Here is a 13,165-nt window from a genome sequence, read left to right as displayed (position 1 = left end):
TCCCGCTCAGCCCGGCAGCACCGCCGGCAGCGCCGCCAGCGGCACGTGGTGCTGCCCGGCGTGCACGTCGCGGTCCCGCAGCCCGGCCTGCGGCACCGGCCGCGGGAACGAGATCTTGACGACGTTCAGCGACGGGATGCGGAAGATCTGCACGTCCTCGGCCCGCACGCCGTAGAGCCGCGCGACGACGGCCTCGTCGAGGACCTCGGGCGCGGCGGCCAGCGCGTACCCCGCCTCGTCGCGCAGGAACAGCTCCATCGTCACCCAGAACGGTCCCGCGTTCTTGGACCGGACCTCCAGCGCGAGGTCTGCGAACGTCGGCTCAGCCATGGGTGGGCGCCTTCCGGTGGTCGGTGCGGAACATCTCGGTGGGGGTGGCGTCGACGACGTGCTGCAGCACGAACTCGTAGACGGCGCCGCGCTCGGTCTCCGCGGGGGAGGTCGCGAACGCGAGGCTCGGCAGGTAGGCCATGTCCGGGGTCGGCAGGTGCAGCATCAGCGGGTTCGCGACCTTCGCCACGGCCGTCGCGAGCTCCTGGGTGGCCGCGCGGACCAGCAGCATCACGCCGATCTCGCGCGGCGGGGCGGTCGACGGGTCCAGGTCGCCCAGCACGGCGTCGTAGCCGTAGCGGCGCAGGTCGAACGAGTACTGGCTCTCGTCCAGGCCCAGCGTCTGCGCGACGCGGCCGGTGAAGACCTCCACGAAGAACGTCGTCCAGGCCTCGATGTCGGCGAGAATGTGCTCGTCGCGGATGGCCGTGAACGACATCGTCTCGTAGCCGGTGACCCTGGCGCCCTCCAGCTTGATCGTGTGCTGGCCGGCGGCGTGGAACCGCGAGCCCTCGACGCGCACGCGCCGGTCGTCGAGCGCGGTGTAGGTGGCGTCGGTGACGTCGAGTTCGCCCGCGGGTTCGCGCATCCGGAACGGGTTCACGGTCTCGTAGAGCATGTGCGCGGCGACGGAGATCGGCGTGCAGGCGGCGTCGGGGTCGAGCGGTTCGATGGTGAAGCCGGTCTGGTCGATCGTGGCGAGCACGCCGCCGGTGCGCGGGTTGGTCGTGCACTGCCCGCCGCACTCGACGATCTTCGCCGCGTGCCACGTCGGCCCGGCCGGCATGCCGTGCAGCAACGGGAACGCGGCGGCGACGGCCGTGTCGGTCGCCCGGCCCGCGAGCACGACGTCGGCGCCCGCGCGCAGGGCTTCCTCGATCGGTTCGTGGCCCATCATGCCGACGATGTGCGTGCAACTGTCCACTGTGGCCTCGTCGAGCTCGCCCGCCGGGGCCAGCGGGTGCACGGCGCCGGCGCGGAGGCGTTCGGTGACGAAGCCGGCGTCCTGCTCGCTGAAGATGGTGGTGACGGCCAGGTCGAGGCCTTCCTCGAGCAGGACCTCGTCGACGAGGCCCGCGACCCACTCGACACCGGAGTCGGTGCCGCTGGTGCCGCAGGAGCCGACGACGAGCGGGATCCGGGCCAGGGCCGAGGCTTTCAGCAGCACCCGCAGGTCGCGCTTGACGGCGGCCGCGGTCGTCTTGGGCGTGCCCGAGCCGAGGTAGTGGGGGCCCGAGTCGGTCGACCCGGCGTCGACGGAGATGACGTCGGCCCCGAGTTCGAGCCCGCGGTCCACGGAGGACTGCGTGAACCCGGCTCCGAGCATGCCCGTGGGCGACAGCACGCGGACGGCTTTCATGAGCGGTTTCCCTTCGGAGTGCTAGAAAGAGGTGGCGTGGCGGCGGTGGACGACGGCGACCCGCAGCACCACCGCGACGGCGAGCGCGCAGAGCAGGGCGATGTCGAGGAGCATGAACCGCCACCCGGTGACGTCGACCATCGCGCCGACCAGGCCGGGGCCGAGGAACCCGCCGATCGCCCAGCTCACCGTGTAGAGCGTCGTGTAGACGCCGATCACGCGGGACGACGGCGCGAGGTTCCACAGCACGACGGCGGCGTTGATCACGAACCCGGCCGCGCCGGCGGCCCCGACGCAGAACGCGATCACGGTGGTGGTGGGGCTCGGCGCGAGTCCGCCCAGGGCGAGCGAGACCCCGAAGACGGACATGCCGATGGTGATCGTCCGGATGCGCCCGATGCGTTCGGCGAGCAGCGCGGCGGGGTAGGCGGCGAGCAGGAACGCGATGCCGCTGGGGAACGTCAGCGAGCCCGCCTCGCCGCGGGTCAGGCCGAGCGTCTCCATGCCGTACGGGGTGAACAGCGCCCGCGAGGAGAACCAGGCGCAGGCGAACAGCAGGACCGTGCAGACCAGCAGGAGCCGGCTGCGGTCGCGGTCGCGGACCACCTCGGTGAGCACGTCGCGGAGCCGGGTCGTCTGCTCCCCGGCGCCCTCGTCCTCGGTGAGCGCGGCCTGGTAGCCCCGCGAGTCCCGGTCCCGCACCCGCCAGACGAGCACCGCCGTGCCCACGAGCATGAGCACCGCCGGGACGGTGAAGGACAGCTTCGGGTGGTCGTCCACCAGGAACGCGCTGATGAGCGCGGACACGAGGACGGTGAGCCCGGAGGCGATCTTGACGAACGCGTTCGCCCTGCCGCGCCGCTGCGGCTCGATGAAGTCGGGCAGCAGCGCCTGGGCGATGGGCTTGAAGGTGTTGCCCGCCAGCGCGTACACGAAGATCACCGCGATCAGCGCCGGCAGCGCGGTCGCTAGCGGGATCAGCGTGAACAGCACCGCCGCGAGCGGCATGCCGACCGCGAGGTAGGGGATGCGGCGGCCCCAGCGGGTGCGGGTGTTGTCGGAGCGGTTGGCGATCCACGGCTGCACGAAGATGCCGAGCAGGTTGTCCATGCCCATCAGCAGGCCGACGACCGCGGCGCTGGCGATGTGCTCGCGCAGCAGGGGCGGCACCTGGGCGTCGTAGAAGTCCCAGGTGGCTTCCTGTGCGAAGACGGCGAGCGCGACGTAGAACGTGATGCGCCGGGCGGTGCGCCGGTCCGCCGGCGTGGCGAGGGTGGACACAGAAGCCTCCGTTGGCTTGTGGGCGCCCTCACCGTAAAATGCTATAGCAAAATGGTCAAGCAATAGCTTGTCGTGCTGACGTAGGATCGGGGACCGTGACGGCCGACGACGATCCCCGCGAGACGCTGGCCGGCCGGGCGTACCGCTCGGTCCAGGACGCGATCACCGCGGGCGAGCTCGCACCGAACGAGAAGATCACCGAACGGGGTCTGGCCGAGCGGCTGTCGATGAGCCCGACCCCGGTCCGCGAGGCGATCCGCCGCCTGGAGCAGGACGGCATGATCAAGCGGACGGGCCCGCGCACGGTCGTGGTCGCCGACATCGGCGCCACCGCCGTCGAGGACCTGGCCGAGGTCGAGGTGGCGCTGCGCGGCCTGATCGCCCGGTTCGCCGCGCGGCACGCCACCCCGGCCCAGCTCGACCACCTCGACGCCGTCCTGGACGAGGCGGACGACCTGCTGATCGTCATCAGGCAGCGCAAGGCCGAGGACCGCCCGATCGAGAAGCACCTGAACCTGCTGCTCGACGTGATGCAGCGCTTCAACGACGTGGTGGCGGCGTGCGCGGGCAACACCGTGCTGGTCCGGCTGCTCGACCAGACCAGGGTCTTCACCAGGGCGGAGCGCAGGAGCAGGACCCTCGAACGCGTCCTCGCGAACCACGAGCGCAACCTGGAGCGCTACGCCACGCACCGCGCGCTCGTGCGGGCGCTGCGGGCGGGCGACGCGGCGACCGCGGAACAGCTGGCGATCGACGACGTGCAGGCGGGGCTCGACGACCTGCGCCGCGAACCCCGCCGCACCACGCCCGCGCGGAGCTGAGTCAGCCGTCCAGCGGCAGGCTGCCGACCACGGCGCCGTTCTCGTCGAGCACGCGGATGCCCGGCACGTCCCGCGCGTCCACCGAGAGCACGATCCGCGGCCGTCCCTTCGAGTCGTTCAACGCGAGCACCGCGCCGTCGGCGGTCGACCACACCAGCTCGACCCTGGTCGGCATCGGCGGCGTCTGCTCGACGGGCAGCGACGGGTCGGGCATCTGCTTGAAGAACAACGCCGTCGCCCCGTGCTGCCCCTGCCACTGCGCGCCGAGGGTGATGGCCTGCGCGTTGACGTAGTCGAGCGAGAAGCTGGCCTGCGCGGCCCCGGCCACGACACCACCGCGCTCGTCGCCGTTCTCGTCGTTGAAGATCAGGTAGGTGCCGTGCTCGGGACCCTGCCGCTCCTCGGCCGGGATCACCCTGCCGCCCAGGAGGACGGGCGGGCGCCGGGTGTCGGCGAGCAGGCGCTGGCGGCCCCGGTGGTCGCGCACGGTGAAGGACTCGCGAGCCTCCTCACCGCGGGGGCCGGTGGCGGGGTGGGCGGCGGCTGGCTCGGCGGCGGCTGGCTCGGCGGCGGTGGCGGGTTGGGCGGTGGCGGGTTGGGCGGTGGCGGGCCGGAAGGCGGCGGCAGTGGCGGTGGTGGTGGCAGCGGCCAGGGCGGCGCCGCGGAGAGCGGAACGCCGGGACAACGTGGACATGCGCGCCAGTCAACCGGCGCGCGCCCCGATGATCACTGGGGCGGGCCGGTGTCACCGCGGTGGGGCCAGCCCCCGCCCGGCGAGCGAGCCGCCGCCCGGCGAGCCAGCCGCCGCCCGGCGAGCCAGCCGCCGCCCGGCGTGCCAGCTCGCCTGGCGAACGAGCCCTGCTCGCCGTGCGGTCGCCACCTGGCGAGCTAGCCGCTGCTCGGCGTGCGAGCCACTGCCTGGCGAGCAAGCCGCCGCCCGGCGTACGGGCCGCCATCACGGCGTGCCAGCCGCCGTCTGGCGAACGAGCCCCCACCCGGCGAGCCAGCCGCCGTCCGGCGTGCGAGCCGTCACCCGGCGAGCCAACCGCCGTCCGGCGTGCGAGCCGTCACCCGGCGAGCCAACCGCCGTCCGGCGTGCGAGCCGCCACCCGGCAAGCCAGCCCCGCCCGGCAAGCCAGCCCCGCCCGGCAAGCCAGCCGCCGTCCGGCGTGCGGGCCCCGCCCGGCAACCGGGCCGCCGCCCTCGCCGGGACCAGGCGTGCTCCCAGCACCGCCGAGAGCGGCCGCCCGTCAGCTGCTGCGGTCGTCGGCCGCCGCCGTCTGGGTGAGCACGGCGACGGTCTGCTCGAGGCCGCGCTGCACCTCGTCGCCCGAGGCCTCGCGCACGCTGTGCAGGCTCACGGTGATCCGCGACCGGCCCGGCGCCACCTCCTCGACCTGCAGCTCGCCGTGGTAGTCGTCCGGGCCCTCGGCGCCCCACTCGAGCGTGCGCCGCGTCTCGTCCGGGCGCACCCAGGCCTCGCCCTCGACGTGGTGGCCGTGCACCTCGGCCTCGACGTGCACCTGCTCACCGCCCTCGGGCTCGGCCGCCGTCATCTGCGGGAAGTAGCGCGGCAGGTTCGTCGGGTCGGCCAGGAAGCCGAAGAGCGTGTCGGCCGGGATGTCGGCTTCCGCCGTGTGCGTGTAGGTCGCCATGCCAGGCGGGGTACCCGCAATCACCGGCCGCAGACCCGCCCGATCAGGTCTTCCCAGCTCGTGGCCAGGTCGTCGACGACGGTTCCCGGATGTGGCGCGGTGCCCGAGTCGCCCGGCGCCCGCAGGTAGAGCAGGACCGGTCCCTCCAGGGCCGCGACCAGCTGCAACGCCAGCGCGCCGCTCCTCGCGGCCTCCGGCACCGCCTCGTTCAGCAGCATCCGCACGTGGAACAGCGACGGGCTGTCCTCGATCGGCGCCGGGCGGCCGGGGTCGAGGGTGGCGCGGGCCAGGGCCGCGTGCTCGACGAGGAACTCGAGCCGCGCCCGCCCGAACGCGGCCAGCCGCTCGGCCGCCGGCGCACCGGGACCGAGCGGCGGCGGGCCGCTCATCAGCTGTTCCTGGAGCCCGCTTCTCCTCCTCGTCGAGGAGCGCGAAGAAGATGCCCGCCCGCGTGCGGAACCGGCGGAAGACGGTGCCCTTGCCGAGCCCGGCGCGGTCGGCGAGGCCGTCCATCGTGACCTTGTCGACGCCCAGTTCCTCGACCATCTGCCGGGCCACGCCGAGCAGGTGGGCTCGGTTGCGCGCGGCGTCGGCCCGTTCCCCGCGCGGCGGGCGCAGCGGCAGCGCGACAGGGTCCACGGGCTGAACGCTACCCGCCGGTCACCCCGGTGCGGCGACGGCTCACAGGGCGAGGAAGCGGCCCACGGCGACGAAGGCGGCGAGGAGCAGCAGCACCACGTTGACGGGCAACGACTGCGTCTCGCCGTGCTTGACGTGCACGCGGGCAGCGAGCACCTGCACGACCACCAGCCCGGCGGCGGCGATCGGCGTCAGGACGGGGGCGATGCCGGTGAGCCACGGCAGCACGAGGCCGAGCGCGCCGAGGACCTCGACCGCGCCGATCGCCTTCACGCCGCCGTCGGTCACGTCCTTCATCCAGTCGAAGCGGCCGGACGCGATCATCTGCTCACGGGACCGCGCGACCTTCATGCCGCCGGCCGCCAGGTAGACCGCCGCCAGCAGTCCCTGCACGACCCACAGTGCGATGTTCACCGAACTCTCCAATGCTTACTCGTTGTAAGTAGCCTCATGATGTGTTCGTGAACGAGTCGCCGCAAAAGGCACACGGATGTATGTGTCCACGACAGGAGGCCGCGCTGTGACGGGGTTCACCCGCGGCCGGTCCTGCCCGCCGCCGATGGACGACGGTGGCGCCGTCCGCGAGGTGCTGGACCGCATCGGCGACAAGTGGAGCCTGCTGGTCGTCGGCGCGTTGCAGGACGGGCCGCTGCGGTTCGGGGAGCTGGAGAAGAGGGTCTCCGGCGTCTCGCAGCGCATGCTCACGCTCACGTTGAGGCACCTGGTGGAGGACGGCCTGGTCAGCCGCACCGCCTACGCCGAGGTGCCGCCGCGGGTCGAGTACGCGGTGACCGGCCTCGGCAGGACGCTGGTGCCGCTGGTGATCGCGCTCGCCGAGTGGGCGCTCGAGCACAGCGACGAGATCAACGCGAACCGGTCGCGCCCGTAGCACCCGCGGCCGCTAGACGAGCGGCCAGTGGCGCAGGGCCGTGTCGGCGATGCCCTGGAGGTCGGCGCGGCCCACTCCGCTCGCGGCCTGGACCGCGATGCCGAAGCCGATGGTCATGACGACCAGGGCGAGCCGCGCCGCGTCCGTCCCGGCCGGCAGGTCGCCCTCGTCGACCGCGCGCCGGAACCGCGTCTCGAGCAGCCGGCGGCCGTCGTTGCGCCACTCGGCGAGGATCTCCCGCGCGGGCTCGGCGGACCCGCCCGCCGCCAGCGACCCCTGCACGCCCAGGCACCCGGCCGGGCCGCCCGGCTGGGTCGTGGTGTTGACCGACCCGGTGAGGAACGCCGCCGCGACCTCGCGCGCCGTCGGCTGCTCGACCGCCCGCAGCGCGTAGGAGGCGGGGCCGTCGCTGTAGCGGGCCAGCGCCTTGCGGAAGAGTTCCTCCTTGTTGCCGAACGCCGCGTACATGCTGGTCTTGGTGATGCCCATGGCGCCGGTGAGGTCGGCGAGGCTCGCGCCCTCGTAGCCCTGGCGCCAGAACACGAGCATGGCGGCCTGCAACGCCTCGTCCGCGTCGAAGCCCCGGGGTCTGCCGATCGCCGTCACCCCGTCAGCCTACCTCTTCGGTACCGATCGGTTCGGAAGTGCTACGGTCGACTTCAGTACCAATCGGTACCGAAGTCTTGGAGGAGACAGTGGCTCAGTTCGAGGGCAAGACGGTGGTCGTGACCGGCGGCAGCAGCGGCATCGGTCTCGCCGCGGCCCGGCGCTTCGCGAAGGAGGGCGCGCACGTGGTCGTCACCGGCCGGCGGCAGGCCGAGCTGGACGCGGCGGTGGAGCTGATCGGCGACGCCACGGCCGTGCGGGGCGACGTCGCGGACCTCGCCGACCTGGACCGGCTCTACGACGCGGTCCGCGCCAGGGGCAGGGGAGTGGACGTGGTGTTCGCGAACGCGGGCATCGGCGGGTTCGCGACGCTCGAGGACACCACCGAGGAGCACTTCGACCAGATCTTCGGCGTCAACGTGCGCGGCACGCTGTTCACCGTGCAGAAGGCGTTGCCGCTGCTCAACGACGGCGGCGCGGTGGTCGTGAACCTCTCGGTCCGCGGCGACGACGGCGTGGCCGCCTTCGGCACCTACTCGGCGACCAAGGCCGCGCTGCGCTCGTACGTCCGCACGTGGGCCAACGAGCTCAAGGACCGGGGCGTCCGGGTGAACGCCATCTCACCCGGCACGATCGGCACCGCCGCGTTCGAGAGCCTGTCCGACCAGGCGCGGGCGGGCTTCGCCGCGAAGGTGCCGATCGGCCGGATCGGGACGGCGGAGGAGGTCGCGGACGTCGTGGCGTTCCTCGCCTCCGACCAGAGCAGCTTCGTCCTCGGCGAGAACCTGCACGTCGACGGCGGCGAGAAGCAGTTCTAGCCTCTCGCGAGCTCCGCGCGGACCACGGCCGCGAACTCGTCCACATCGGACTCGGTCGTGTCCCACGAGGTCATCCAGCGCACCTCGCCCATGGCGGCGTTCCAGTCGTGGAAGCGGACCTGCGCGCGGATCCGCTCCGCGGCCTCGCGCGGCACCGTCGCGAAGACGGCGTTCGCGGCGGTGTCCTGGGTGAAGGCGAGGCCGGGCGGCGGCTCGGTCTCCAGCGCGGCGCGCAGGCGGGCGGCCATCGCGTTGGCGTGGGCGGCGGCGCGCACGCCGACACCGTCCTCGAACAGCGACAGCAGCTGCGCCGAGGCGAACCGCATCTTGCTGGCGAGCTGCATGGTGGCCTTGCGCAGGTACCGCAGACCGGTGGTGCGGTCCGGGTCGAGCACCACGACGGCCTCCGCGCCGAGCAGGCCGGCCTTGGTGCCGCCGAGGCTGAGGACGTCCACGCCCGCGCCGGTGGTGAACTCGCGGAACGGCACGCCCAGTGCGGCGGCCGCGTTCCACAGCCGCGACCCGTCCACGTGCAGGGCCATCCCGCGCTCGTGGGCGAAGCCGGCCAGCGCCCGGATCTCGTCCGGCGTGTAGAGCGTGCCCGACTCGGTGGTCTGGGAGATCGTCACGGCCAGCGGCTGGGCGCGGTGCTCGTCGCCCCAGCCCCACGCCTCGCGCGCGACGAGGTCCGTGGTCAGCTTGCCGTCCCCGCTCGGCACGGTCAGCAGCTTCAACCCGGTCATCCGCTCCGGCGCGCCGCCCTCGTCGACGTGGACGTGCGCGGTCGACGCCGCCACGACGGCACCCCAGCGCGGCAGGACGCTCGTCAGCGCCAGCACGTTGGCACCCGTGCCGTTGAACACGGGGAACACCTCGGCGCGCTCGCCGAAGTGCTCGCGCACGACCTCCCGCAGCCGGGCGGTGTAGACGTCGGCGCCGTAGGAGGGCTGGTGACCGCCGTTCGCGGCGGCGATCGCGGCCATCGCCTCGGGCAGCACACCCGCGTAGTTGTCGCTCGCGAACTCCCGGCGGCCGGGGTCGTGGATCGTCATGCCGGCCAGTATCCGTCCGGTCACGACGGTGACCGGACGGGCCCGTCCTGTTCTTAGCCTCGGTAACGATGTGAGTGATCGTCACGATCTGGTGTGCATGGGGCGACGGGCAGTACAGGTCGAGTGGGAAGCGCGAGTTCAGGTTCGGTGCCTGGCGGTGCTGTTCCTGACCATCGCGGTCGTGCACAGCGCGCTCGCGGCTTCCGAGCACGTCGCGTGGCCCGTCGTGGTGGCGGTGGCCTGCTTCGGGAGCACGCTGGTGCTGGAACGGCTGCTGGTCGCGTGGGGCCTGCGGCGGCGCGACGCGGTCCGGCGGATCCTGCGGGCCGGTCTTGCCGAACTGCCGCGGGTCAGCGTCCGTGAGGCCCCTTGCCCTGCTCCGGTCCCTTCCCGGGTCCCGGCCCCTTGGCGGGCTCCTTCGGCTTCGCGATCTCGGGCTGCGGCTTGTCGTCGGCCTTCTTCAGGGCCTCGACGGGAACGGTGACCACCTGCGTCTCCACCTGCACCTGGACCTGCGTCTGGGTGTGCGTCTCCGCCTGCGGCTGAGGCGAGTTCGCGACCGGGACGGGCGTCTCGGTGACGGCGGACGTGCTCGGGGCCGGCGCCGACTCGGCGGGCGGCGGCGAGGGCAGCACGACGGCGGCGATGCCGACCGCGGCGAAGGCCGCCACGACGAGCGGGCCCGCGGCCGCACGCCGCCGGCGCAGCGCCGCGACGATCTGCGTGGGCGGCTCGTCCGGCTCGCGCAGCGCCCGCGCGCACTCGGCCGCGGACGGGCGGCGGCGCGCCGACAGCGACGTCATCGCGGTGAGCAGGCGGCGCAGGTTCGGCGGCAGTTCGGCGGGGATGGCGGGCCGGCGGTGCAGCCGCGCGACCGCGGCCTCGATCTCGCTGCCCTGGTACTCGCGGTGCCCGGTGAGGCATTCGAGCAGCACCAGGCCGAGCGCGTAGACGTCCACCGCGCCGGTGAGCTCCTCGCCCCGCACCTGCTCGGGCGAGAGGTAGGCCGCGGTGCCGACGACCTGGTCCGGCCGCGTCAGCCGGGTCGTGTCGATCACCCTGGCCAGGCCGAAGTCGGCGAGGTGGGTGTTGCCCTCGTGGTCGAGCAGCACGTTCGACGGCTTCACGTCGCGGTGCACGACGCCCATCGCGTGCACATACGCGAGCGCGTCGGCGAGGTCGGCGCCGATCCGCTTCACTTCCTCGACGTCGAGGGGCCCCTCGACCACCTTGTGGCGCAACGTGCACCCGTCGACGAGCTGGAGGACGACGAACGGCTTGCCCTCGCTGGTGCCGGCGTCGTGCACCTGGACCAGGCGCGGGTGCGAGAGCGAGGCGAGCGTCTTGATCTCGTTGTCGAACCGGCGCTCGTGGGACAGCTCGGTCCCGGCCTGGAACAGCTTGACCGCGACGTGGCGGTGCAGGCGGGTGTCCCAGGCCCGCCGGACCTCGGCCATGCCGCCGGTGCCGAGGAGGTCGGCGAGCTCGTACCTGTCGGCGAGCACGAGGTCTGGGGCGGGCATGGTGGCCTCTCCGTCGTTGATCAGGTCCGTCGTTGATCAGCTGATCTCCGTGTTCCCCCGGACCAAGATCATCAATCTTCGGCCTTTGGGGTGAAAGGAGGTTTCGATCACGCGATGGCCTGGTTTCGACGGGACTGGTATTTCTATACCGCTTCCCTTAGGGTGCCGGTATAGAAATACCGGTTCTCGAGGTGAGGTAGTGATCGTGATCGAGTTGAAGTCGGCCGCGGAGATCGAGCGCATGCACATGACCGGGCGGTTCGTGGCCGAGGTGCTCACCGAGGTCGGGCGGATCGCCGACGTGGGGGTCAACCTGCTCGACATCGAGCACCACGTGCGGGGCATGATCGAACGGCGCGGGGCCGTGTCGTGCTACTGGGACTACGCGCCGTCGTTCGGGGAAGGCCCGTTCCGCAACGTGATCTGCCTGTCGGTCAACGACGCGGTGCTGCACGGGCTGCCGCACGACTACGCGTTGCGCGACGGCGACGTGCTGTCCGCCGACTTCGCCGTCACGATCGACGGGTGGGCCGCCGACTCGGCGAGGACGGTCGTCGTCGGGACCGCCGACGAGGAGGACCTGCGGCTCGTCCGCGCCACCGAGCAGGCGCTGGAGGCGGCGATCGCCGCCGCGCGGCCCGGCAACCGGGTCGGCGACATCTCCGCCGCCGTCTGGGCGGTGGCCCGGGAGCACGGCTACCCGGTGAGCACGGAGTTCGGCGGGCACGGGATCGGGCGGACCATGCACGAGGACGTGCACGTGTCCAACAAGGGCAAGGCCGGGCGCGGGCTCACGTTGCGCAGCGGGCTGACCCTCGCGCTGGAGCCCTGGTTCTGCCGCACCACCGACCGGATCGTCTACGACGAGGACGGCTGGACCATCCGGTCGGCCGACGGGTCGCGCACCGCCCATTCCGAGCACACGGTCGCCATCACCGACGACGGGCCCGTGGTGCTGACGCGGCGCGAGTCCGAGGTGGTACAGGGGTGATTCCGCGCTGTGCCAGGGAAACGCGGGTCCGGTCAGGAGCTCTTGACCGACTCCAGCAGCCTCGACGCCACGTCGCGGAGCTTCGTGTTCGCCCGCTGCGACTGGTCGACCAGCATCCGGAACGCCTCGTCCGCGGTGCAGGCGTGCACCGCCATCAGCACGCCCTTGGCCTGCTCGATCACCGCCCGCGACTCGATGGCCCGCTCCAGGTGCTGGACCTGGCCGCGCGAGTGCGCCCAGCGCTGGGCGTTCGTGATGGTGGCGGACGCGGCCGTGGTGAACAGCCGCATGAGGCCCTCGTCGAACGGGTCGAAGGCGGCGGCGGTGTAGCTGTAGACGTTGAGCGACCCGATGTGCCGGGGGTCGGTGTCGTCGTTCTGCGGCAGGAGCACCGGCACGGACAGGTACGCGCGGACACGCGCGTCCTTGGCCGCCTTCTCGAACTCCGGCCACAGCTCGACGTGCTCGCCGATCACCGCGCGCACCGGGATGAGCCGCGTCGCGGACTCGAGGCACGGGCCGCGGCCCGCCGCGTACTGCGCCTCGTCGAGCACGACCAGTTCCCTGTTCGTGGCGGCGGCGGTGCGCGGCCGCTCCGACGTGACCACCGACACCGTCACCGCGTCGGCGTCGGGCACCGCCCGCGCCGCCGTCTCGGCGACCCGTTGCAGGGCGTCGTCGAGCGACTCCTCACCGGTGAGCGCGTCGTGCAGGTGGGACAGCGCGTCCGCGGTCTCGTCGAGGCGTGCCAACGGATCCGGCCGGTCGTCGTCCAGCGACCGAACGGATCCTGCCTGCACGTAGTCCGCCATACCGCGGTGCTCCTCAGTCATCGGTGGAGTCCACGGCGCCGACTTCTTGACGCTCGCACAGCGCATAGTAAAGCCACCGGCCCCCCGTGACCCGCTCCGCGCGGTCGGAAACCGGTGTGAAAACCGGCACCGGCGACAGGTTGCTGGAGTGTTCAACATCCCCCGCCGGTGCCGGCCGGCCCGCCGAAGCGGGTCTTCCAGTGCGTACACGCGCGCGTGCACGGCGCTCCTTCAATACCCAGGCGCAACCGTGTTCAAGCCAGGCGATCAAGGTTCCAGTCGGCGAACGCGGCGACGTAGGAGGCGACGCACGCCTCGGGCGTCGCGCGCGAGGTCACGACGTGCCCGTCGACGGCCAGCGGGGGGTCGAGCGGCAGCTGCCGCAACC

Annotated in this window: 15 protein-coding genes; 4 read left to right on the top strand and 11 right to left on the bottom strand. The window is 72.7% G+C overall.

Annotated elements, in window-relative coordinates:
* Positions 1–6: 6 nt before the first annotated feature.
* The 3 genes from ACFWGZ_RS18210 to ACFWGZ_RS18200 are packed head-to-tail and all read right to left on the bottom strand — an operon-like array spanning position 7 to position 2,971.
* Positions 7–330 carry a DUF4387 domain-containing protein gene (locus ACFWGZ_RS18210; RefSeq protein ID WP_382452684.1) on the bottom strand — a complete coding sequence of 108 codons (324 nt, stop codon included), beginning with the start codon at positions 328–330 and terminating at the stop codon, positions 7–9.
* Positions 323–1,690 (bottom strand): acyclic terpene utilization AtuA family protein, encoded by a 1,368-nt coding sequence (locus ACFWGZ_RS18205; RefSeq protein WP_382452683.1) that lies wholly within the window; start codon positions 1,688–1,690, stop codon positions 323–325. The genes ACFWGZ_RS18210 and ACFWGZ_RS18205 overlap by 8 nt, the downstream gene beginning before the upstream one ends.
* Before the next feature lie 21 nt (positions 1,691–1,711).
* Entirely contained in the window at positions 1,712–2,971 is a 1,260-nt protein-coding gene (locus ACFWGZ_RS18200) for an MFS transporter (protein WP_382452682.1), read from the bottom strand.
* Positions 2,972–3,066: 95 nt separating this feature from the next.
* Between ACFWGZ_RS18200 and ACFWGZ_RS18195 the strand changes: the two genes are divergently transcribed.
* Entirely contained in the window at positions 3,067–3,792 is a 726-nt protein-coding gene (locus tag ACFWGZ_RS18195; RefSeq protein ID WP_382452681.1) for a GntR family transcriptional regulator, read from the top strand.
* A 1-nt stretch (position 3,793) separates the two neighbouring features.
* Here ACFWGZ_RS18195 and ACFWGZ_RS18190 read toward each other — a convergent pair whose 3' ends face one another.
* The 4 genes from ACFWGZ_RS18190 to ACFWGZ_RS18175 form a co-directional block, all read right to left on the bottom strand.
* Positions 3,794–4,486, bottom strand: coding sequence for a hypothetical protein (locus ACFWGZ_RS18190; protein WP_382452680.1), 693 nt, complete (start codon positions 4,484–4,486; stop codon positions 3,794–3,796).
* Between the two features lie 556 nt (positions 4,487–5,042).
* Positions 5,043–5,447, bottom strand: coding sequence for an SRPBCC family protein (locus ACFWGZ_RS18185; protein ID WP_382452700.1), 405 nt, complete (start codon positions 5,445–5,447; stop codon positions 5,043–5,045).
* 20 nt (positions 5,448–5,467) lie between these two features.
* Entirely contained in the window at positions 5,468–5,836 is a 369-nt protein-coding gene (locus ACFWGZ_RS18180; RefSeq protein ID WP_382452701.1) for a hypothetical protein, read from the bottom strand.
* Positions 5,837–6,128: 292 nt separating this feature from the next.
* Positions 6,129–6,500: a DoxX family protein gene (locus ACFWGZ_RS18175; RefSeq protein WP_382452679.1), complete on the bottom strand. Its 372-nt coding sequence runs from the start codon at positions 6,498–6,500 to the stop codon at positions 6,129–6,131.
* A gap of 145 nt (positions 6,501–6,645) precedes the next feature.
* On the opposite strand from ACFWGZ_RS18175, the gene ACFWGZ_RS18170 reads away from it, so the two are divergent.
* Complete coding sequence (locus ACFWGZ_RS18170; RefSeq protein WP_382452699.1) at positions 6,646–6,975, top strand: winged helix-turn-helix transcriptional regulator; 330 nt, start codon at positions 6,646–6,648, stop codon at positions 6,973–6,975.
* A gap of 12 nt (positions 6,976–6,987) precedes the next feature.
* On the opposite strand, the gene ACFWGZ_RS18165 is transcribed toward ACFWGZ_RS18170, so the two are convergent.
* Positions 6,988–7,581 (bottom strand): TetR/AcrR family transcriptional regulator, encoded by a 594-nt coding sequence (locus tag ACFWGZ_RS18165; protein ID WP_382452678.1) that lies wholly within the window; start codon positions 7,579–7,581, stop codon positions 6,988–6,990.
* Between the two features lie 89 nt (positions 7,582–7,670).
* On the opposite strand from ACFWGZ_RS18165, the gene ACFWGZ_RS18160 reads away from it, so the two are divergent.
* Entirely contained in the window at positions 7,671–8,399 is a 729-nt protein-coding gene (locus ACFWGZ_RS18160; protein WP_382452677.1) for an SDR family NAD(P)-dependent oxidoreductase, read from the top strand.
* On the opposite strand, the gene ACFWGZ_RS18155 is transcribed toward ACFWGZ_RS18160, so the two are convergent.
* Positions 8,396–9,475: a threonine aldolase family protein gene (locus ACFWGZ_RS18155; RefSeq protein WP_382452676.1), complete on the bottom strand. Its 1,080-nt coding sequence runs from the start codon at positions 9,473–9,475 to the stop codon at positions 8,396–8,398. The two genes, ACFWGZ_RS18160 and ACFWGZ_RS18155, sit on opposite strands and share 4 nt — an antisense overlap.
* Before the next feature lie 326 nt (positions 9,476–9,801).
* Positions 9,802–10,974: a serine/threonine-protein kinase gene (locus ACFWGZ_RS18150; protein ID WP_382452675.1), complete on the bottom strand. Its 1,173-nt coding sequence runs from the start codon at positions 10,972–10,974 to the stop codon at positions 9,802–9,804.
* A 205-nt stretch (positions 10,975–11,179) separates the two neighbouring features.
* Between ACFWGZ_RS18150 and map the strand changes: the two genes are divergently transcribed.
* The gene (map, locus tag ACFWGZ_RS18145; protein ID WP_382452674.1) at positions 11,180–11,965 is read left to right on the top strand and encodes a type I methionyl aminopeptidase; all 786 of its coding nucleotides are present in this window, start codon (positions 11,180–11,182) and stop codon (positions 11,963–11,965) included.
* A 32-nt stretch (positions 11,966–11,997) separates the two neighbouring features.
* Here the strand turns inward: map and ACFWGZ_RS18140 are convergent, their stop codons facing one another.
* Positions 11,998–12,798, bottom strand: a complete 801-nt coding sequence (locus ACFWGZ_RS18140; protein ID WP_382452673.1) for an ANTAR domain-containing response regulator — start codon at positions 12,796–12,798, stop codon at positions 11,998–12,000.
* Positions 12,799–13,165: the final 367 nt, after the last annotated feature.

Origin of the sequence: Lentzea sp. NPDC060358 (assembly GCF_042725365.1) — a bacterium.
Classification (GTDB): Bacteria; Actinomycetota; Actinomycetes; order Mycobacteriales; family Pseudonocardiaceae; genus Lentzea.
This window is presented reverse-complemented; position numbering and strand designations above follow the sequence as displayed.

What these genes read in the sequence shown, in the direction of transcription:
- ACFWGZ_RS18170 (WP_382452699.1), top strand. Translation starts at nt 6,646, where the DNA reads ATGGACGACGGTGGCGCCGTCCGCGAGGTGCTGGACCGCATCGGCGAC.
- ACFWGZ_RS18210 (WP_382452684.1), bottom strand. Translation starts at nt 330, where the DNA reads ATGGCTGAGCCGACGTTCGCAGACCTCGCGCTGGAGGTCCGGTCCAAG.
- ACFWGZ_RS18180 (WP_382452701.1), bottom strand. Translation starts at nt 5,836, where the DNA reads ATGAGCGGCCCGCCGCCGCTCGGTCCCGGTGCGCCGGCGGCCGAGCGG.
- ACFWGZ_RS18185 (WP_382452700.1), bottom strand. Translation starts at nt 5,447, where the DNA reads ATGGCGACCTACACGCACACGGCGGAAGCCGACATCCCGGCCGACACG.
- ACFWGZ_RS18190 (WP_382452680.1), bottom strand. Translation starts at nt 4,486, where the DNA reads ATGTCCACGTTGTCCCGGCGTTCCGCTCTCCGCGGCGCCGCCCTGGCC.
- ACFWGZ_RS18140 (WP_382452673.1), bottom strand. Translation starts at nt 12,798, where the DNA reads ATGACTGAGGAGCACCGCGGTATGGCGGACTACGTGCAGGCAGGATCC.
- ACFWGZ_RS18150 (WP_382452675.1), bottom strand. Translation starts at nt 10,974, where the DNA reads ATGCCCGCCCCAGACCTCGTGCTCGCCGACAGGTACGAGCTCGCCGAC.
- ACFWGZ_RS18205 (WP_382452683.1), bottom strand. Translation starts at nt 1,690, where the DNA reads ATGAAAGCCGTCCGCGTGCTGTCGCCCACGGGCATGCTCGGAGCCGGG.